This is a genomic window from Herbaspirillum sp. GCM10030257 (genome assembly GCF_042666555.1).
Taxonomy (GTDB): domain Bacteria; phylum Pseudomonadota; class Gammaproteobacteria; order Burkholderiales; family Burkholderiaceae_D; genus Noviherbaspirillum.
In genome coordinates this window covers 39,292-60,346 of sequence record NZ_JBHTDH010000025.1, presented here as the reverse complement: position 1 = coordinate 60,346, position 21,055 = coordinate 39,292, and the positions used below count along the sequence as shown (strand labels likewise).

General features: G+C 56.1%; 17 protein-coding genes and 1 pseudogene. 8 read left to right on the top strand and 10 right to left on the bottom strand.

Annotation, left to right across the window (positions count from 1 at the left end):
- Both ACFQUU_RS24060 and ACFQUU_RS24055 read right to left on the bottom strand, forming a co-directional pair.
- Window positions 1-170: pseudogene (locus tag ACFQUU_RS24060) on the bottom strand (IS6 family transposase); the annotation flags it as partial.
- Between the two features lie 25 nt (window positions 171-195).
- Entirely contained in the window at window positions 196-366 is a 171-nt protein-coding gene (locus tag ACFQUU_RS24055; protein WP_382250656.1) for a transposase, read from the bottom strand.
- A 179-nt stretch (window positions 367-545) separates the two neighbouring features.
- Between ACFQUU_RS24055 and ACFQUU_RS24050 the strand changes: the two genes are divergently transcribed.
- The 4 genes from ACFQUU_RS24050 (at window position 546) to ACFQUU_RS24035 (ending at window position 4,579) form a co-directional block, all read left to right on the top strand.
- Entirely contained in the window at window positions 546-1,376 is an 831-nt protein-coding gene (locus tag ACFQUU_RS24050) for an alpha/beta fold hydrolase (protein ID WP_382250655.1), read from the top strand.
- 68 nt (window positions 1,377-1,444) lie between these two features.
- A complete protein-coding gene (locus tag ACFQUU_RS24045; RefSeq protein WP_382250654.1) occupies window positions 1,445-2,890 on the top strand; it encodes an NAD-dependent succinate-semialdehyde dehydrogenase in 1,446 nt (481 codons plus the stop codon).
- 99 nt (window positions 2,891-2,989) lie between these two features.
- Window positions 2,990-3,463 carry a MarR family winged helix-turn-helix transcriptional regulator gene (locus ACFQUU_RS24040; protein WP_382250653.1) on the top strand — a complete coding sequence of 158 codons (474 nt, stop codon included), beginning with the start codon at window positions 2,990-2,992 and terminating at the stop codon, window positions 3,461-3,463.
- Between the two features lie 129 nt (window positions 3,464-3,592).
- Window positions 3,593-4,579, top strand: coding sequence for a Bug family tripartite tricarboxylate transporter substrate binding protein (locus ACFQUU_RS24035; RefSeq protein WP_382250652.1), 987 nt, complete (start codon window positions 3,593-3,595; stop codon window positions 4,577-4,579).
- 290 nt (window positions 4,580-4,869) lie between these two features.
- On the opposite strand, the gene ACFQUU_RS24030 is transcribed toward ACFQUU_RS24035, so the two are convergent.
- From ACFQUU_RS24030 to ACFQUU_RS24005, 6 genes are all read right to left on the bottom strand, one after another.
- On the bottom strand, window positions 4,870-5,862 hold the full coding sequence (locus tag ACFQUU_RS24030) for a tripartite tricarboxylate transporter substrate binding protein (protein ID WP_382250651.1): 993 nt from the start codon (window positions 5,860-5,862) through the stop codon (window positions 4,870-4,872).
- Window positions 5,863-6,011: 149 nt separating this feature from the next.
- A complete protein-coding gene (locus tag ACFQUU_RS24025; protein ID WP_382250650.1) occupies window positions 6,012-7,142 on the bottom strand; it encodes an acyl-CoA dehydrogenase family protein in 1,131 nt (376 codons plus the stop codon).
- 49 nt (window positions 7,143-7,191) lie between these two features.
- On the bottom strand, window positions 7,192-9,306 hold the full coding sequence (locus ACFQUU_RS24020) for an acetate--CoA ligase family protein (protein ID WP_382250649.1): 2,115 nt from the start codon (window positions 9,304-9,306) through the stop codon (window positions 7,192-7,194).
- A 19-nt stretch (window positions 9,307-9,325) separates the two neighbouring features.
- Window positions 9,326-10,180 (bottom strand): p-hydroxycinnamoyl CoA hydratase/lyase, encoded by an 855-nt coding sequence (locus ACFQUU_RS24015; RefSeq protein ID WP_382250648.1) that lies wholly within the window; start codon window positions 10,178-10,180, stop codon window positions 9,326-9,328.
- Window positions 10,181-10,699: 519 nt separating this feature from the next.
- Complete coding sequence (locus ACFQUU_RS24010; RefSeq protein ID WP_382250647.1) at window positions 10,700-11,719, bottom strand: XdhC family protein; 1,020 nt, start codon at window positions 11,717-11,719, stop codon at window positions 10,700-10,702.
- A gap of 189 nt (window positions 11,720-11,908) precedes the next feature.
- On the bottom strand, window positions 11,909-12,799 hold the full coding sequence (locus ACFQUU_RS24005) for a TetR/AcrR family transcriptional regulator (protein WP_382250646.1): 891 nt from the start codon (window positions 12,797-12,799) through the stop codon (window positions 11,909-11,911).
- A gap of 90 nt (window positions 12,800-12,889) precedes the next feature.
- Here ACFQUU_RS24005 and ACFQUU_RS24000 point away from each other — a divergent pair, with 90 nt between their 5' ends.
- The 4 genes from ACFQUU_RS24000 (at window position 12,890) to ACFQUU_RS23985 (ending at window position 17,296) form a co-directional block, all read left to right on the top strand.
- The gene (locus tag ACFQUU_RS24000; RefSeq protein WP_382250645.1) at window positions 12,890-13,762 is read left to right on the top strand and encodes a fumarylacetoacetate hydrolase family protein; all 873 of its coding nucleotides are present in this window, start codon (window positions 12,890-12,892) and stop codon (window positions 13,760-13,762) included.
- Between the two features lie 93 nt (window positions 13,763-13,855).
- Window positions 13,856-14,914 carry a gentisate 1,2-dioxygenase gene (gtdA, locus tag ACFQUU_RS23995; protein WP_382250644.1) on the top strand — a complete coding sequence of 353 codons (1,059 nt, stop codon included), beginning with the start codon at window positions 13,856-13,858 and terminating at the stop codon, window positions 14,912-14,914.
- A 78-nt stretch (window positions 14,915-14,992) separates the two neighbouring features.
- Entirely contained in the window at window positions 14,993-16,198 is a 1,206-nt protein-coding gene (locus tag ACFQUU_RS23990) for an FAD-dependent oxidoreductase (protein WP_382250643.1), read from the top strand.
- Between the two features lie 105 nt (window positions 16,199-16,303).
- Entirely contained in the window at window positions 16,304-17,296 is a 993-nt protein-coding gene (locus ACFQUU_RS23985; RefSeq protein WP_382250642.1) for a Bug family tripartite tricarboxylate transporter substrate binding protein, read from the top strand.
- Window positions 17,297-17,550: 254 nt separating this feature from the next.
- Here ACFQUU_RS23985 and ACFQUU_RS23980 read toward each other — a convergent pair whose 3' ends face one another.
- Window positions 17,551-19,197, bottom strand: a complete 1,647-nt coding sequence (locus tag ACFQUU_RS23980; RefSeq protein ID WP_382250641.1) for an MFS transporter — start codon at window positions 19,195-19,197, stop codon at window positions 17,551-17,553.
- Window positions 19,198-19,544: 347 nt separating this feature from the next.
- A complete protein-coding gene (locus ACFQUU_RS23975; RefSeq protein WP_382250659.1) occupies window positions 19,545-21,044 on the bottom strand; it encodes a tripartite tricarboxylate transporter permease in 1,500 nt (499 codons plus the stop codon).
- Between the last annotated feature and the right edge of the window lie 11 nt (window positions 21,045-21,055).

The window sequence follows — 21,055 nt, the reverse complement described above, 5'->3', positions numbered from 1 at the left end:
TTGTCGCACCACCGGCGGATCGTCTCATAGCTGACTATCACGCCGCGCTCCAGCAGCAGCTCTTCGATATCCCGCAGGCTCAGCTGGAAACGGAAATACCAGCGCACCGCGCAACTGATGACCGCACCGGGGAAACGATGGCGATAGTAACGGGCTTTGGGTATCTTCATTGCCCGACTTTACCAGCGTCCATCGTTAACGTGACATTGCCGCACCGGTGCGAAGGATCCAGAGCACACCGTCCATGACGGACCGGTCATTATGCTCTACTGGCCTCTCAAGTCTGTCGGCGCGACGTACTGGTGATGGAATTAACGGTGCAAGGATGCCCCATTGTTCATCCGTAAGAAATTGCTGGCTCGCCATTTCGAACCTTCAACTACTCAAAATCGCCAGACCGGCATTTTTGAAATGAGTTCTAGTCTATGCCCTTAAACAATTTTGAATCTGACTGAAAATTTTATATAATTTAGCTTTATATAAAGTGATATTATATGAAATAAGGAGTACTGATCTCGAAGCATTCTGATATCGAAGGAGACCGAATGATTCACTTACAGGATTTCAACACGCTGGAATCATTGGCGACAAAGCATGCGATTCTTTGCGGCAGCCAGACGATGACCTGGCGTGTATGGGGCAGCGGGTCCCCTGCTATCCTGCTGCATGGCAGTGTAGGCTCTTGGACGCACTGGGTGCGTAACATTGGCGCCCTCGCTGAGCGGCATACGGTGTATGTCCCGGATCTCCCTGGCTATGGCGATTCGGACCTGTTACTGCGAGAGCCCACATTCGACAATTTGTCCGCAGCTATTTGGTCCAGCTTCGACGCACTGTGTCCCCGGCGGCCGGATGTTGCGCTTGTAGGCTTTTCATTCGGTTCAGTGCTTGCAGAATGCATGGCGCTCGCACGCAATGATCAAGTGAGAAGGATTTTGCTCTTGCGCGGCAACTTTAGCGATAAAACTCCTCGTCCTCCCGCGGGCATGCAGAAGTGGCGTCATCTCAAAGATGCACCGGAACTCGCCGCAACCCAGCGCCATAATTTGGCGCTCTCTATGTTCCACGACCATACCAGAATCGATGATCAGGCGGTGTCGCTGCATATCGACAACTGCAACCGCTCGGTCGCTGATCATGTAGCCTTCTTTCCCAGCCGTCCCGTCGATGCACTGAAGTCAATTGCCGCCGAGGTGCATGGAATCGCCGGTGAATTCGATTGCTATGGGTTACCCGACCTCTGGGAACAAGGGCGCGCGCTGTTGGACACACGTCCCGATGCGCGATTTCATCTGGTCCCGCAGGCCGGCCACTGGACGATGTACGAAGCGCCGGAGACAGTGAATCAGATTCTTCTGGAGTCACTGGCCAGCTGACCTCGATGCATCGTCAACCACATTACTAAACGCATTAGCGCGGCCTTTCGCCGCTCGAAGGAATCCCGATGAACTCAAGCATATTGCCATTGCATCTTTACATTAACGGGGAATGGATCGGATGCGAGGCGCGCAAGTTTGAAAACCTGCTCAATCCTGCCACCGGCGACGCACTGGGCAAACTGCCTCACGCCACGCAGGACGACCTCACCCAGGCACTGGAATCAGCCCGGGCAGCTTTCCCGCAATGGCGCGATACACCGGCCGTCAAGCGGGGCGCAATCCTGCGCCGCGCCGCGCAAATGATCCGCGAGCGCGGTGAACATATTGCCACACTGATGTCCCTTGAGCAGGGCAAGACCGTCACCGAGGCCCGCATCGAAGTTAACGTGGCCGCCGAGGTTTTTGAATGGTGCGCCGACGAAGGACGACGCGCCTACGGTCGGTTGATTCCCGCGCGGGAGCCTGGCTGGCGCCAGTCTGTTCTCAAGGAGCCGATTGGCATAGTGGCTGCCTTCACACCATGGAATTTCCCGGCGATGCTACCTGCGCGCAAGATCGCCGGCTCGCTGGCCGCCGGCTGTACCTGCATTATCAAGCCTTCCGAAGAAACGCCCTGCTCCGCGCTTGAACTCGCTCGCGCATTGCATGACGCCGGACTCCCGAAAGGTGTTCTTAATATGGTCTTCGGAGTGCCGGGCGAGGTGTCGGAATTCCTGATCCGCTCCCCCATCGTGCGCAAGGTATCGTTCACCGGCAGCGTACCGGTCGGCCGCCACATCGCCGCACTGGCTGCCGCCGGCATTAAACCGGTCACGTTGGAACTGGGCGGGCACGCACCAGTGCTGGTATTCGATGATGTCGACCCAGTCCGCGTTGCGCACGCCTCGGCAGCAAGCAAGTTCCGCAACGCCGGCCAAGTGTGCATCTCCCCGACCCGGTTTTTTGTGCAGAGGAAGGCATATGCGGCATTCGTCGACACCTTCGCACGGGCGGCTGCGGCGCTGAAGGTCGGCACCGGCACCGACCCCGGCACGCAGATGGGCCCTTTGGCCAACCCGCGCCGGGTTGCGGCGCTTGCCGCGCTGGTCGAGGACGCAGTTGCCTGCGGCGCAAAGGTCGCCACCGGCGGGCGGCCGATTGAAGGCTGCGGTTTCTTTTTTCAGCCTACCGTGCTTACGGACCTGCCTGCGGATTGTCGGGTGATGCGCGAAGAGCCATTCGGCCCGATCGCGCTGGTAATGCCGTTCGACGACGAGGAAGAAGCCATCGCACGTACGAATGAATTGCCGTTCGGGCTGGCTGCTTACGCGTTCACTGGCAGCGCCGACCGCATCATACGACTTGGCAACCGCATCGAGACCGGCATGCTGGGAGTGAACACGTTCTCGATCGCGGGCGCGGAAACCCCATTCGGCGGCGCCAAGGACAGCGGCTATGGCCTGGAGGGTGGCATGGAGGGTCTGGAAGCCTACATGGGCACAAAATTCGTCGCTCAAGCGCCTGTACTTTGATTTACGATTGCGGCCTATGCGGGTGGCCGCAGTGCGGCGGTATCATCAACCGCTGGACACGCCGCCGCAATCGGTAAATCAACTTTATATGGAGTACGAATGGCTCAACTACAACGTGCCGGCAACCCGGAACGCACCCCGGTGCGGCTGAGTTACCTGATTTCGCAGGCTTGGTTCGCATTGCGCGACCATATTGACGGCGCATTAAAACAACACGGCGTGACGGGCATGCAGTTCACACTGCTATCGGTGCTTGCCAGCCGCGAAGCGCTGTCGTCCGCACAATTGTCGCGCCGTTTCCACATCACGCCGCAAGCGATGGGTCAGGTACTCACCACGCTAGAAGAAGCCGGCTTGCTCACACGTACCGAGGACCCGGCCAACCGCCGCGTGCTGCTGGTTAATCTGACATCCGCTGGCCGCAGCCTGGTGCGGACGTGCGACGCCGAAATGAAGATGATTGAACAGGCAGCCTTCGCCGGCATCGACGCGAAAACCCTTGCCGCGATGCACTCGGGGTTGCAGACCGTGGTCGCTCAGTTGCGCGATGGAGCGGCGACAGCCGACGGCTGATTCACAGTGCCGTACTTACTCGCACGGTGCTTGTTTTTTGGAATGGGAAACGGAACAGTGAACTTAGTGCTTTTCCGTGTGATTTTACGTTACCGGCAAACCGATGGGTAGAAAAAAGAGGAGACATTCATGCGCAATCCATTCAAGTTGGCGGCCAGTGTTGTTGCTGTGACACTGTGCTTCGGTCAGGCAGCATTGGCGCAGAGCGCTGCGGCTAGCTTCCCGAACAAGCCGATCAAGATCCTGTTGTCGTTCCCGCCAGGTGGCAGCTCCGACCAGATCACCCGCCTGGTGGCGCCGATCATGGCCGAGCGCCTCGGTCAGCCGGTTATCGTGGAAAATCGTCCCGGTGCGGGTGGTGCCATTGCCATCGGCGCGGTCGCGAAGGCCCCACCCGACGGCTACACTATCGGTGTTGGCGCTGCCGGTGGTTTGGGTGTCAATGGCGTGCTCACCGGTCAGCAGCCGTACGACCCGCTGAAGGATTTGACACCCATCGGTAACATGGTCTGGGCATCGTTCATTCTGGTCGCGCCTCCCGACTTCAAGCCGCAAACGATCAAGGAAATCATCGCCCAAGGCAAGCAGCACCCGGGCAGCTTGTCGATAGGACACGGCGGGCCAGGCACAATGATGCATCTTTCCACCGAGCTGTTCAGGCATATGGCGAAGCTTGACACCGTGGTCGTGCCCTATAAAGGCACCGCGCCCGCAACCATGGATGCGATGGCCGGTCAAATTTCCCTCGCCATGAGCGACGTGCCGACCGCGATCTCATATATTAAGTCTAAGAGACTAAAAGCAATTGCGGTGACCTCCAGCGCTCGCGACAGCGCGCTGCCCAACGTACCCACGTTCACCGAATCCGGTCTGCCCGGTTACGAGGCTACAGGCTGGATCGCGATGGTTGCACCCGCAGGCACACCACCGGCGATCGTAAAGCGCCTGAACACCGAGCTGGGGGCTGCGCTCGCGCGTCCTGAAGTGCGAGAGAAAGTACTGGCCAGCGGCTACCAAACCGCCACCGGTACGCCGGAAGAGCTGGGCCAGTTAATGAAAGCCGAGATTGCGAAATGGGGGTCTCTCGTCAAGGAAGCCAAAATCAAAGTCGATTAAGGTTTTGCGCAAGGATGACTTGAGGTATTTTGGAATAGCACGGGAATCAAGATTCGGTGAGTAATCAGTCGCTCCGTCTTGGTAGACAGTGAATAGCTGCTGCCAAGTGGAGCCTCACAAAATCCAATTGTCAACACGACTGACTGGTCGGATGACAACGAATACTTGTAGGCTTGTAGGTCGCTAATACGGAAATGCCGGGCAACTATGCAAAAGCAATTTGACCTCGACCTTGCGGGCTCCAGGTCAAATCCGTTTCATACGTCTATATAGCTGATCAAATTACGCGTTTATTCCGGCTTGATATCCGCAGCCATCGCAATCCTATGCGCACCTTTGACCTCCTCTCTGATACGAACAGCAAGCTCCTCCGGCGTGCTGGAAGTGGTTTCCACACCGAGGTTTGCAGCCATCTGAAGGACGGCCGGCATACGCAGGATTTCGCTCACTTCCTTATTAAGGCGGTCGACGATAGGCTTCGGCGTACCGGCAGGTGCGACCATGCCGAACCATACGATCATGTTATAACCTGGGACCGTCTCGGCAACGATCGGCACATTGGCTTGATCCTTGATGCGCGCCGTTCCGGTGGTGCCAAGCAGACGCAGCTTGTTCTGGCGCACATACGGCATTGAAGACGCTGCACCTTCAAACATAATGTGAACCTGGCCGGTTGCCACATCGGTAATCGCGCCGCCGCTGCCACGATATGGCACGTGCATGATATCAATGCCGGTCATCGATTTAAACATCTCTGTCGCCAGGTGCTGTGCGGAGCCATTGCCGATTGAGGCATAAGTGAGTTTCCCCGGCTGCGACTTGGCCAAGGCAATCAGCTCGGAGATGGAGTTGGCCTGCAACGACGGATGAACGACGACGTACAGCGGCGAAGTGGCCAGCATCGTGATCGGCGCAAAGTCCTTGATCGGATCATAGGGCAGCTTCTTCTTCGCAATCGTATTGAGCACCATACCGCCCTGAGATGCCAGCGCAATCGTGTACCCGTCCGGAGCAGCCTTTGCCGTTGCCTCCATTGCAATGATTTGGCTGGCGCCAGCCCGGTTTTCAACGATAACCGGTTGCTTGAGGCGTTCGCTCAATTGCTGGCCGACGGCACGCACGAGCGTGTCACCCAGGCCGCCTGGAGAGAACGGGACTAGCCACCGGATTGGTCGGCTCGGATACCCTGCTGCTGCATTCTCATTCTGCGCGGCGGCAGGCAAGGCAGGCAAAGCGCAGCATGCGGCAACGATGAATAGTTGTTTCAGTTTCGAAGTGTTCATTGGTTTGTCTCCGTTTATCTATTGATATTCATGGCCCCTGCTCTCTGGCCTACAGTTGCCACCATCCAGATGAAAAAACTCAGCCTTACTCACCCCGTTCGTTCGGAAGTTGTGCAGCAAGGAACTTCTGTGCGTAAATCGCCCGTAAATCAGTTTTCGTACCGCTTGAGCATCGCCCGGGCAATGACGAGCTGCAAGATCTGGCTGGTTCCTTCATAGATGCGCACGCCGCGGGCGTCACGGTACAGGCGCTCCACAGGATAGTCGGCCACATACCCCGATCCGCCGTGAATCTGAACGGCGCGGTCAGCAATCCGTCCCAGTGCCTCTGAACTGAAGTATTTTGCAGCGGCGGCCAAAGTGCGGGCATCCTCGCCACGTTCTAGCGCCTCCGCGGCGCGCATGGTTAGTGCGTGGCTTGCAAGATAATCCGTTTCCGAATCTGCCAGCATGGCCTGGATCAGTTGAAAGTTAGCAATCGGCTCGCCAAACTGCACGCGCTGCAAAGCGTAACGCGCCGCCTCGTCGATCAGTCGTTTGGCCATGCCTACCGCTGAAGCGGCCACGCTCACGCGCCCTCCATCGAGTACGCTCATGGCAATCTTGAAGCCCTTGCCTTCGTTTTGAGGCCCGCCCACAATGTTTTCAGCGGGGATGCGCAGGTTTTCGAACGTGACGTCGCAGATTGGCGAGCCGCGCTGGCCCATCTTCTTTTCCTTTTTGCCGACGATAAGACCGAGCGTGCCACGTTCAATGATAAAGGCAGTGATGCCTTTCGGTCCCTTCTCGCTCGGATCGGTGCGGGCCATTACAGTGAGGACGCCTGCACGCGTCGCATTGGTGATGAAGCGCTTGGCCCCGTTGATCACGTAATGGTCACCATCACGCCGTGCCGAGGTGGTGATACTGGCGGCATCCGAGCCGGTCCCCGGCTCGGTCAGGCAGAACGATGTCGGCAATTCACCGGTAGCCATGCGGGGCAGATATCTACGCTTCTGCTCTTCGGTACCGAACATCACGATGCCGCGCGAGCCGATGCCCACATTCGGCCAGAACACGAGACGGAAGGCCGGCGAGGTCTCGCTGAAAGCCATCTGCACCTTCATCTCCTGCATAAGGTCAAGTTCGAAGCCGCCGTATTCCTGTGGGATGGTCAGACCGAACAAACCCATTTCCCGCATTTCTGCAATCACATCGTCCGGTACTTCATCCTCTTCCTCGACTTTTTGCTCAAGCGGCGTCAGCCGCTTTTTGATGAACCGATCGACGGTATTGAGCAATTCCTGGAAACTTTCGTGATCAAAGGCTGAAGCCATTTTCCCTTGCTCCTCATTGGCTCTTTCCAGACATGACAATCAATGCATCGAGTGCAAGCCCACCTTCGCCAGCCGGGCTGGCGACGAACGGGTTGACGTCAATCTCGGCGATTTCCGGATTTGCGATCATCAGATCCGCGAGGCGACGCACTGCATGGGCCACCGGCGCAATGTCCACGGCTGGCTGACCGCGCAAACCGTCGAACAATGCCGCACCTTTCAGCTTACGAAGTGTGTCGCCGATGCCGGCCTCATCCATATCGGGCGCGATCAGGCATACATCCTTCAATGCTTCAATCCAGATACCGCCCAGGCCAGCCAGCAGAACTACGCCCCACAGCGGATCCCGTCGGGCGCCAATCACCAGTTCCAGACCCTGCCTGGCCATTCCTTCGACCAAGATGCCATCCAGTTGCAAATTCGGCAGCGCTGTTGAGACCGACATATGCATGTTGGTCCAAGCCACCTCAAGCTGAGACTCGTCCTTGATGTTAACGGCAACCCCGCCCACATCACTTTTGTGCATGAGTTCATCAGCCTGCGCCTTGAGTACCACCGGGAAGCCGATATTTCGTGCAATGGCGACTGCTTCATCGAATGCGCGCGCCAGGTGGCCTTCCGGGACGGCGATGCCGAGTTCGCGCAATAGTTGCTTGCCTTTGTATTCCGCAATCGGGCCGTGCCGCGACTCGCGCATGCGCGGTGCCTGGCCGGCGATGACACGTCCAGCCGCGGCAGCAACCATCTGTCCGTATCGGTGCACATGGGCGATCGCGCGCAGTGCGCGGTCCGGTGAACGGAAAAACGGGATGCTGCTGCTGGCGATGATCTGGTTGAATTCATCTGCAAGCGGGTTGGCATCTCCCATTATGACAAAAGCCACTGGTCGATCCGACTTCTCGATCACGGGCAACAGTGAATGCGCCTTGGCGACTTGCTGCGGACCGGACCCGCCCATCAACGAAACGATTACACTGCCGACGCCAGGATCGTCCAGCATCGCCTGCGTGGTAGCGCCGAATAATTCAGGCTTCTGCATTCCGGCGGTCGTGAGGTCGAGCGGATTATCCGGTGTCGCAAAGTCAGGCAACAAGCTGCGCAGCGTGCTGAAGGTGGAATCCTGCAGGGCCGCCAACTCTATCCCGAGGTCAAAACAGGTATCGATCGCAATGCCCCGCAGCGCGCCCGAATTCGATATGACTGCCGCAGCGCCTTTCACCGGCTTCGGGAAACACGCCAGCAGCCCGGTAACATCAAACAGTTCATCAAGCGAATCCACTACCACCACACCTTCTCGCTCCACCAGCGTGCGCATGACGCCATAGTCACCCGCGAGCGCTCCCGTATGCGACTGGGCGGCTTCTCGCGCCTGCGGGCTACGCCCCGCGTGCATCAGCACGACAGGCTTGCCGGCTTCGCGAGCACGGCGTGCGGCACGGAGGAACATCGACGGATTGCGGATCATCTCAACGAATATCGCAAACGCGTCAACCTCTTTAGCCTCGACCAGATGGTCGAGCAGCTCTTCCACGCTGAGCGCCGCTTCGTTACCCGTGGAAATCGAAAACGATACGTTCAAGCCCTTGCCGGTGAATGCCTGACGCAGATTTGCATTCATTGCACCGCTCTGGGCAATGATGCCGATGCGCGGACCGGAAATGTAGGATAGCGGCTCGATAGGCTCAAAGGTGAGGGGCACACCATCGGCGAAATTCACCAGGCCCATGCAATTAGGGCCAACCAGTGCAAGGCCAGCGTCACGCGCAGTCGCGGCGATTTTTTGCTGCACTAACCTCCCATCCTCACCCATCTCGGAAAAGCCGGAGGCGAATACGACCGCTCCGCCAATGCCACGCGCTACACATGCCTGGACCGACTCCAGTACGGCCACCTGCGGGACAATCAACACGGCAACGTCAACGCCTTGCGGCAAGTCGTAAATGGAAGGCACGCAGCGCGCGCCATTGACTTCTGTGCGACTGCGGCTGACAAGATGCACATCGCCGGCGTAGTTGAAACGTCTGAGATTGGCTTGCAACAAGCCCGATACCGATTTGGGATCGTCCGAGGCGCCAACGACCGCGATCGAACGCGGTCGCAGCAAACGGTTGAGGTTGTGGATGTTCATGTCTGCACGCTGCCCTGGATTATTTATCGTTTCGATTGTAGGTGCCGAGGCCCGGGCGATAAGTCTTGTCGTCCAGGAACTGCTTCATTCCTTGCTGACGCCCCTGTTCCTTGTCTTCCACCGTGGATTGCCAATGCTTGGCCATCAGGTAATCGGTGCCCTGCTCCCATGTCATCTCTTCCGACATACGGTATGCAACCTTTGCCGTGCGGAGTACGGTTGGATTTTTTTCCATGAGCACCTTGGCCAGTTGACGGGTACGATTGCGCAGATTTTCGAGCGGCACCGATTCGTTTACCAGGCCCATCTCCGCTGCACGCTTGCCGTTGAAGGTTTCGCCGGTCATCACGTAATACATCGCGTCGCGCTCGCGCACCACTTGCGCGAGCGCACGGCTGACCACGCCCGCCGGGATGATGCCCCAGTTGATCTCCGACAGCCCGAACGTCGCCTCGTCCGCGGCTATTGCCAGGTCGCATGAGATGAGCGGCGTGAAGGCGCCGCCGAAACACCAGCCGTTCACCATCGCAATGGTTGGCTTGACATAGGTACGCAGCTGGCGCCACTGCCATTGCGCATTGGCGCGATACAGCTTGATCTGCTCATTAACTTTACCGTCGGTAGCGCGGAAGTATTCGCGCAAGTCCATCCCGGCCGAGAATGAATCGCCGGCTCCGGTCAATACGAGGACCTTGCAGCGGTCGTCGCTCTCCAGGTCGTTCAGCACCTCGCACATGCTGTAGACAACTGCGGGATTGATGCAGTTGCGTTTTTCCGGCCGATTCAAGGTCACCCATGCAATACCGTCCTCGAACTCGACGGTGACTGCATTATCGCGGATATTGCCTTCGTACTTGGAAGCAGCTGTGGACATAAACACTCTCCTTTATTGGGGTTTGGTCAGGATGTCAGGGAAAGAAAGATTTATTTGTAAAGCTACTTTATATAAAGTTCTATTACTTTGTCAACAGTTTAAACAGTCTGGAATGTTGAGGCACTTTGGCAATAGGATCGCACTGTTGCGGCGTCAGGTAGTTGTAGTGTGTCGGAGCTGGAAAACGGAGTGGACAGCGCGCAAGGAACCGAAGGCGGAACCGAGGAACAGAACGTGTTAAGGAAGCTACTGCATGCTTTGCCGTAGAGTTGCTGCGCGACACCCGCAACAGCAACTGCAGCAGATGCTACTTGCGTGTCCAGTCAATCTGCCATGCCGGTTTTTTGAGGTTTTACGACGGGCATGCGCAGGCAGACCAATGAATGGCTGAAGGCGGCGATCAGCATGCCGCTACATCGGGAGAACAACGATGCCTGTTCGTGCAGGATAAAATTCGATTCTTCGAGAATAGGCCGGAGTCCCCTCTCCTTAAACGATTATTTCAGTCCGTGCCGTGCTTCAAATGACACAACCGGCGCCATCGACTTGAACTGGCGCACTGTCTTTTGCTTCCTGCACTCGCATGGCCGAAGGAATCTTTACGCCGTTTTTCACCGCGGTCAGTTCGGCCAGAATGGAGATGGCGATTTCGGCGGGTGTCTTGCTGCCGATGTACAGTCCGATCGGGCCATGCAGTTTGTCTATCTGTTCATCCGGCAGATCGAACAGTTTCAGTCTTTCCCGCCGCTTGGCATTGTTCGCGCGAGAGCCGATGGCCCCCACATAGAAAGCCTCCGAACGAAGCGCCTCCATGATGGCTAGATCATCCAGCTTGGGATCATGGGTAAGCGCTACCACGGCGCTGCGCGCGTCGAGACCCATTTCCAGAACGAGATCATCGGGCATCGCATGCACGACGCTGACGCCGGGGACCTGCCAGCCGGCCCGGTATTCTTCCCTTGGGTCGCAAACGGTGACATGGTAGTCCATTCCTGCCGCGATCGTGGCAAGGAAGGCGGGGAGTTGTCCTGCACCGATGATGATCAGTCGCCAGCGCGGGCCATGGATGGTGGTGATTGATTTGTCGGTCACACGTAGCTGCATCTCGGGGGATGCAGGGGCAAGCGTCGCTTCGCCGGTCTCAAGATCGACGCTGCGCATGACTAGCTTGCGCTGCGCCAGATGACCGAGAAGTTCCTGGAGGCGGTCATGCGCGGCCAACGGTTCTATAAGGAGTTGAATGGTGCCGCCACAAGGTAGGCCGAAGCGATGGGCTTCGTCGGCGGTAATGCCATAGGTGACGAGGTCAGGTTTCGTCCTAGTAATGCCTTCAGCGCGTACGCGCGCGATCAGGTCATCCTCAATGCATCCGCCCGATACGGAACCGATTACCTCACCGTCTCCGGACATCGCCATGATGGCACCTTCCGGACGCGGGCTGGAACCCCAAGTCTTGATGACGGTAACGAGTTCGCATGGCTTGCCGGCAGCAAGCCATGCGGCAGCCTGGTTAAGAACTTCGTAATCGATGCTGTGCATGCTTGATTATGGAATGTATCTGGTTATGCCTACCGTTTACGCAACGAACATGGCCGCTGTTCCGGCCAGATGAATGTAAACCAGTCACGCGAAAAAAAGAAACAACAATATCGGATTAAATAATTCGAATTACTGAATAATCCGATGGAGATTAGAGTACGGGGCATCTCATCTCTCGCCCGAGTCATTTTACTTCCGACTCCTTCCGGGACGTCCTGATTCATTCACCTTGGTCGCCTCGATGCCGCGAATCGCTAACGCAAGCAATTCACGTAGGCGCGCGATGCCGGCATCGACCTTGGGACTGGCTTGGTTGAGCCAGCGCCGCACCTCGGTCAGGTAAATCGTCATGAACAGTGAAGCGATCAGGGAAGACTCGACATCGCCTGCAATCTTCCCGGCTTCCTGCTGCTGCCGGATGATATCGACAAGAAGCTTTTCAATCTTGGGACGCCGAGCGTAAAAGCGCGCAGTTTCGGGCCCCTGCTCGCCTGTAATTCCTAGAAAATCGAAAGTTTCCTGCACCGCCGGCCGGGCCAGCGCTGGCTCGCTCGCCCAGTAGGCATAGCGGGCGGTGAAGAACGCGGTGAGCTGGTCGATCAGCGGAAGGCTGAGATCAATCGAGGCGACGCTAGATTCGTTGATTTCATCAAGATCGTCGTTGATGATCATCATCAGGAGTTCCCGCTTCTCTCTGGCGTAATTGAACAGTGTGCCGATTCCAATATCGGCCTGGGCTGCGATTTCCCGTGTGGTTGCCGCTTCATAACCCTTGCTGATGAAGACAGCACGCGCCGCTGCCTTGATGCGCCTTCTCTTGTCCAGCTTGCTGCGCTCGCGCAATCCAAGCTGCGGTTGTGAACTATCGTCCGCATCCACGGTACCTGATGTTGCTAATTCTCTTTTTGACATGATGGTTCGGTGACAATGTTGACTGAATTCTTGTAAAGCAATGATACCCGTTCGCTGCCACCCGCTCGCCCCAATGCTCTCGCCAAAACACTGGTGCATAAATACAAGGTTTCTTTGCCCTAAATCAATGTTCGCATAAACAGGTTGACTGTTTAAAAACAAGGACACTAAAATAGAGCGCGCTCATTTTTGTAGTGCGCTCATTTTATTTCGGCGACTGGAACATTTGCAATACTTTCAACATAACGAGGAGACGTAATGCGTATCTGCCGTTTCAACGAAGGCCGCCTTGGTGTGGTCGAGCAGGATAAAGTCTATGACGTAAGCGCGGTGCTTGATGCCCTGCCGGCGTTGAAATGGCCTGTTGCCCCCGGCGATCTGCTTATTGAGCGTCTGCCGATGTTGCTTGAGGCAATCCTGGCCGCGAAAAAAGATGCCAAGACCTTCTCTCTGCAGGAAGTCAAACTGCTGTCGCCGGTGGCAACGCCCTCCAAGATCATCGCTGCACCGCTCAATTACAAGCTGCATGTGGAAGAATCCGCAGCCGATGCACAGATCCACAACAACGTGCACAACTCCGGCTATGAGGGATTTGCAAGTCCTGTCGCAAAGTTCGGCGTGTTTCTGAAAAATGCTGCCGGTCTTGTCGGCCCGTCGGAAGGGGTGGTCATCAACTTCCCCGGACGCCGTAACGACCATGAAGTCGAACTGGCTGTAGTCATCGGCAAGCAATGCAAGAACGTTAAGGCAGCTGACGCGAGGAGCGTGATTGCCGGCTACTGCATTGGCCTGGACATGACTGTACGCGGCACCGAAGACCGCAGCTACCGCAAGTCTGCCGACACCTACTCGGTGCTAGGCCCTTACCTCGTGACCCAAGACGAGATTCCGAATCCGGGCGAGCTGGCTTTTTCGATCCATGTCAATGGCCAAGTTCGCCAAAACGCCAATACGCGCGACTTGATCACCGGTGTTGAAGAACTGATTGAGGTGGCGTCGCATGTATACACGCTTTACCCCGGCGACGTAATCATGACCGGTACGCCCGAAGGCGTTGCCTCCGTACAGCCCGGCGACCTAATGACTGCACGTGTAGAACAAATCGGCGAGATGGAAGTACGCATTCGTTGAACTGTGCTGAATCAGGCCGGGCCACCGCCGTGATAGACGACATCTAGGTCCGACGCATCGTCCGACTGCAGAATGAAGGAGACAGGTGCAATAATGCTGAACCAAAAACAAATTTCGCCAGAGGTCCGCGCGGAGCGCCAACGCTTTTATGAAAAGATTGGGCGTGATGACTTCGCGCCGCTATGGGAACAACTGCATAATCTGGTGACCAAGGTGCCGACGTCGGACTGCCGCACCGCGCACTGGGAATATGCTAAAGCCCGTGCTTACCTTGACGAGGCAGGGGAGCTCATCACAGCCAAGGAAGCTGAACGACGCGTGCTGATCTTGGAAAACCCGGGTATCCGCGGCAAAGCGGCAATCACTCCGGCGCTGTATGCCGGCCTGCAAATGATCCTCCCCGGGGAAGTTGCGCCGGCCCACCGGCATTCCCAATCGGCACTGCGCCTTATCCTTGAGGGAGATGGCGCATTCACGACAGTAGATGGCGAGCAATCGCTCATGAAACGCGGTGACTTTATCATTACGCCGTCATGGACCTGGCACGACCACGGCAACCACACCGATACACCTATGGTTTGGCTGGATGGTCTCGACGTTCCTATGGTCGCAATGCTCGATGCCAGTTTCGCCGAATCCGGCACCACCGAAGCACAAACCTTCCTGCGCCCGCCAGGAGACAGTTCCTTGCGCTTTGGAAACAATATGGCGCCGGTTGACTGGCAGCCCACACCGAACCGGGCCTCTCCGCTATTTAGCTATTCCTACACGAATGCTTCTGCATCACTCGCCGCGATGGCGGCTTCCAGTACGCCAGACACCTGTCACGGCTACAAGCTGCGCTATCTGAATCCGCTCACAGGCGGTCCGGCAATGCCGACTATTGGCGCCTACATCCAGCTGCTTCCCGCAGGTTTCTCCAGCGCGCCATACCGCAGTTCCGCCGGCACAATCTTCGCGGTTATTGAGGGTGGCGTGACAGTCGTTACGGCCGATAAGACCTTCATTGCCGGTACCAATGATGTCTTCGTCATTCCAAGCTGGGTCACACATGAATTTAACGTAATGGAGAAAGCGGTGCTGTTCAGCTTCTCTGACCGTCCGGTGCAGGAAACCTTAGGGCTGTGGCGCGAGCAGCGCAGCGCCGAATAACGCATTTATACACTAACCCTCCGCCTGCGCCTTTGATAGTCCATAGGTAGAGGTTTAAGTCCTCACTCGACAAAAGATATGGAACAAAAACCGATAGTTATTTCAGGCGGCGGTCCGGTCGGACTCGTTGCCGCCCTAGCCCTTGCAGAAAAGGGGATCCAGGTCGTGTTACTCGAAAGCGCCAAGGAAATTCCGCGCGACCTGCGCGCCGGCACCTTTCATCCGCCTACCGTCGAAATGCTGGACCGTCTTTCCATCGGCAACGAGCTGTTGGCCCAAGGGATCAAGGTTCCGGAATGGCAGATCCGAGACCGGCGTACCGGCGTCGTCGCGCAGTTCGACCTCGGCATGATCGCCGACCAGACGCCCTATCCTTTCCGATTGCATTGCGAACAGCACAAATTATCTCAGATTGCTTTTAAGGCGCTATCGCGCTATTCAAATGCTCGCATACTGTTCGGACACAAGTGCACCGGTTTCGCGCAGGACGCGGGCGGCGTTACGGTCAGTGTCACCTCGGAGCATGGCGATACTGAAATTCGTGGCAGTTATCTGATCGGCGCTGATGGCGCACACAGCATCGTCCGCAAGACACTAGACGTCGAATTCGAGGGATTCACCTGGCCAGAGCGCTTCCTCGTCTTCGCCACTACCTATGACTTACGAGAGCAGGGATTCACCGGAAACGCTTATATAGCCGATCCGGATGAATGGTGTGCCATCTTCGTGCAGCCACACGACGGTCCACCGGGCATCTACCGCATCGCCTTTCCTATCAAGCCTGAAATGGAAGAAGAAATGGTCCTCTCAGAACGCTATGTACAAAGCCGCATCCAAGGTTTTCTCTCACCCGACGTGGAATACAACATTCCATACAAGAGTGTATATCGCGTGCATCAGCGGGTCGCAAAGAGCTTTCGTGTCGGCCGTGCCATGCTCGCCGGGGATGCCGCGCATGTAAACAATCCGCTCGGGGGCATGGGTCTCAACAGCGGCATTCATGATGCCATGAATCTTGTGGAAAAATTGCTCGAAGTGCTGGAACATGGACGCGACAACCGCATCCTTGATCTTTACGACCGGCAGCGCCGTCAGACCAACATCGAATATGTTCAGGCCATCACGATCCGCAACAAAAAGTTGCTCGAAGAACGCGACCCCGCCATCCGGACACAGCGTCTGGATGAAATGCGACAGACCGCCGCGGACCCTGAAAGACACCGCGCATTCCTGCTAAATTCATCGATGATTAACAGTGTTCGGCGTGCAGCGGAAATTAAATAAAAAGCAGAAGCGGCAGGCAGCAGGGCTTGACGATAGCGGACTGCCATGAAATGCATGCATCAGAACGCATACTGGAATTCCAACAATTGGAGCGAGGAGACAATTATGACCCACACTTTCATTCCGAAACGCCGCCAACTGCTCACGGCGGCCAGCGGCTGCCTGCTGCTAGGTACAGCACTAGCCAGTTTTGCACAGTCAACCAATGGTTCGGCCCCCCTCAAGATCATCATCCCGTTTAGTCCCGGCACCACACCCGACCTGATGGCGAGATTGCTCGACCCGAGACTGGCGCAACGTCTCGGCAGGCCAGTTATCGTCGATAATAAGCCTGGCGCATCCGGTATTCTCGGCATGGACGCCGTGGCGAAGGCTGCGCCAGACGGTCAGGTCCTGATGATCGGCACGTCGACCGCGCTGACTATTCCCTATTTTTACAAGAAAGTTCCGTTCGACGTTATTCAAAGTTTTCAGCCAATTACCATGGTGGGCCGTACGAATTTCGCCCTCGTCGCACATCCATCGGTGCCTGCAGTGAATGCAAAGGAACTGATCGCCTATCTCAAGAAAAATCCTGGCAAGGTAACCTATGGCTCACCAGGCAAGGGCACTTTCCACCACTTGGTTATGGAGCAGCTCGCATCGCAGACCGGTACCGCAATCACGCATGTGCCTTACAAAGGATCGGCAGGAGTATTCACTGATCTAGTAGGGGGGCATGTCAATCTCGCGATCATGCCGCTGCACGTGGCCGCTCCGCTGGAAGCTTCTGGCAAATTGAAAATCATCGGCGCGACTCGGGCCGAACGAGACCGATCCTATCCGAAAATTGCAACGCTCCAGGAAGGCGGCATTGCATCGTTCAACAACGATGCTTGGTATGCGGTTTGGGGCCCGAAAGGCATGCCTAAGGTACTGGTGGCAGCTTACGCATCAGCATTGCACGAGGCGCTAGGTAATGAGGAAGTTAAGTCAAAACTAGACCAGCAAGGCGTCAGTGTCACGCCAAGTTCGCCAGAAGAGTTGAATAAAGTATCGCATGCCGAGTATGAACACTGGGGTCGTATCATCAAGGCGGCGAACATTCAGCCGGAATAATTCATGTTTTCACAATATCAATGCATGTCACAGGCGCCGGATCACAAGTGCAACCCCGACGCATTTACGGTGACTGCGCTGCAGACAACACAACAGGGTCACCTGGTTTTGGCAGTTCCCGCACCCATGCAGTGCACGGCCCGACCTCCGAGCTCTACGGTTCGAAACGTCTGATCGAAAGTAATCGATTGGCAAGAAATGCTGGCGGAGCTCTTGGCCGCTTTTATCCATATCGCTTCGCCAGAACAACCGCCTCAAACGTGTTTGCCCTTCTCCATTATCCAATGCGTTACGATCGGCGGCGTATCACCACGATGGAAATCGAATTTCTGCTTACGCAAAGCTTTATCTGCCATAGTGGAGCGGCGGAGACGGCGCAAATGTTCAGTCCATGACTCGTCAATCACTTGTTCGACATATCGTCCGGGCTCCGCCGCGTTATGCAGCAAGTTCCACCCAATAGCACCTTGGCGCAGGCAGTTTCGACGACTTGCCTTCATGACTTCAATGAATTTCGGAGCCTGTTCTGGATTGATGCAATACTCAATAAATAAAAAAACCTGCCCACTATCTGAAACTTCGTTAATGCACTGGCTGGAATCATCATATGAGGAAGTGAGATCCTCTTCACCATTATGGATTGCGAAGACGCGATGCGCGACTATCATCGCCGCTACACCAGCAATGCAGGAAACCAGTAGGCTCAATTGGACACTAGTCAATGCCGCCAACTTACCCCATAAGGCGGCACCGACCGCGCCTGCGCCCATGATGGACATTTGATACATTGCCATACCTCTCGCTCTTACCCAGTTGGGTAGGGCGAGCTGTGCAGACATATTGAGCGAATTGGCTACCGTCAGCCACCCGGCCCCGGCGAGGAACATTGCAGGCAACGCAACGTACACACTCGGAGCCAACGCTACGGCAACGGTAGACGACGACTGCACGAGCGCACCTGCAATGACCAGAACGCCGCGATACTTTGAGGCACGCAGGCGCGGCAATAGACTTGCACCACTGATCGCGCCTGCACCCATTGATGCCAGAAGCATGGTAAAGACTTCGGTGCTGCCATCCAGGTCACGTGCAATTAAAGGCAACAGGGCAAGCAGCGAGGTGGAGTGGAAAAAGAAAAGGGCCACCGTCAGAAAAACGCTAATGAGGTGGTTGGACTGACGGACGAACTGCACGCCCACTCGCATGGCACTGCGCAGTCGTTCGGGACCAAGGGGGGCAGAGACAGCATCAGGCTTCCAGCGCAAGAGCATGAGTGCTGCGATCATCGAAAGCACCGCATTGAGGATGAAAACATAGGCGGTACCAGCACTGGCAATCACTAGTCCTGCGATCAGGGGCCCCGCGATACGTGAAGAATTCAGTGCAATGCCATTCAGGGCTAGCGCAGCCGGCAGCTGTGGGCGACTCACTAACTCTGGCACGATGGCTGCAAACACCGGCCACCGCATCGCGAGCCCGATGCCGTTGGCGAATGTTAGTGACAGCAGCAACAAAGGCGTTACCTTACCGGTAATTACAGCAGCACAGAGGATCAATGCCACACCGACAACCCATAACTGAGTGGCGATGAAATAGCGCCGCCGATCCAGAATGTCGGCCAGCGCACCACTGGGCAGTCCAAGCATAAATACCGGCAAGGTGGATGCTGTCTGGACCAGAGCTACCCAAACCGGCGAGGCAGTAAGAGAGGTCATCATCCAGGCTGCCGCGACATCGTTCATCCATGTACAGGTATTAGCGATGATCCAAACAATCCATAGCAAGCGGAAGATGGAGTTTTTGAGCGGCACAAGTGCGGAAAGCGGAACGGGGGTAGGCTCTTCCAAGACAGACGAAAGTGTCGACGGAGCAGGCAATTTGTTTGGTTCAGAGACGGACATGGATATATTTCGCTCGGCAACCAGAGACAACGTTGTTGCCGGATGCGGTTCGGTCTAGCAATTCTGAACCGAATACCGATTGGTTCTATGAGCAAGATGGCTAGAGCATTGTCACATTGACCGGCTTAATTGAGACCGAGTTAGATAGCCTCTGGGATATAACGTGGCGACGCGACATGGCGGGGTCATAGCTATGGAACTTCGTCGGCCCACACACAACGCGGCACCATGGGCAAACCGCACGGAACCGGCAAGGCGATCACGGTGAAAACGCTTTAGCGCCAATGCCCTTGAAAACAGGAGCCGCCAAATTGCTTCTTTGTTACGGCTTCCTGCATGTGCCAATTCTATTCTACGAACGCTTCTTCGCGCTTCTTTCTCAAGGACGGAAGCACCACCAATGCCATGGCCAAGGCCGACAACACCAGCATCACTGCACTGATCGGTCTTTCAAGAAACACCATCGGATCGCTGCGTGAAAGCAATAGCGCACGGCGCAAATACTCTTCCATCATCGGGCCAATAATAAACCCTAGGAGCATCGGAGCGGCTTCCATTTCCAGTTTGGCACAGACATAGCCAAACAATCCGAACAACGCCATCAGGTACACATCGAATTCACTATTATTTAAGCTGAACACTCCAATTGCGCAGAATACTAGAATAGCCGGATACAGCAGATGATAAGGCACCATGATCATACGAACCCACAGGCCGATCATTGGCAAGTTCAGAACGACCAGCATGAAATTACCGATCCACATCGAAGCAATCAAGCCCCAAAACAATGCTGGCTGTTCCGTCATGACTGCCGGCCCGGGCTGGATGCCCTGAATAATCATTGCACCAATCATCAACGCCATTACTGGATTAGATGGAATCCCAAGCGTTAGCATTGGAATGAAAGACGTCTGAGCACCGGCATTGTTTGCTGACTCGGGAGCAGCCACACCTTCAATTGCCCCTTTTCCAAAATTGCTAGCATTCTTTGATACTTTTTTTTCAATAGAATAGGCTGCGAATGAGGCAAGCATCGCGCCACCACCGGGAAGGATACCGAGCGCCGAACCAAGGGCCGTACCGCGGAGGATCGGTGCGACGATGCGCTTTAGGTCTTCCTTGTCTGGCATAAGCTTTTCGATTTTTCGGATCGTCAGCGTACGGGTTCCCTCGTGTTCCAGATTGCGAATGATTTCACCCAGGCCGAACATACCCATCGCCACCACTACAAAATTGATTCCGTCTGCCAACTGTGGAAGGTCGAAGGTATAACGCGGCGTGCCGGAGTTTACGTCAGTGCCAACCAAACCTAGCAACAGTCCAACGACAATCATGCCAATGGCGCGCAGAAGCGAGCCGTGAGCCAAAACGACCGAAGCCACCAAGCCGAGCACCATTAGCGAAAAATACTCAGCGGGACCGAAGCTCAATGCAAGTTCCGCCAACGGCGGCGCAAACAGTGCCAACAGCACAGTGGCCACTGAACCGGCAAAGAAGGAGCCAAGCGCCGCAGTCGCCAGCGCCTTGCCAGCATTGCCATTGCGCGCCATCTGATAGCCGTCGATGGCGGTCACTACTGATGATGACTCTCCCGGCAGATTGACCAGGATGGCGGTCGTTGATCCACCGTATTGAGCGCCGTAATAAATACCAGCAAGCATGATCAGCGACGAGATCGGCGGCAACGAAAACGTCGCCGGAAGCAGCATAGCGATAGTGGCAACCGGGCCAAGACCAGGCAGCACGCCGATAGCGGTGCCAAGGAATACACCGATCAAGCAATACAACAGGTTGGACGCAGTGAAAGCGGTATCTAGGCCGAGAGTCAGATTACTAATTATTTCCATTACTGTCTTTC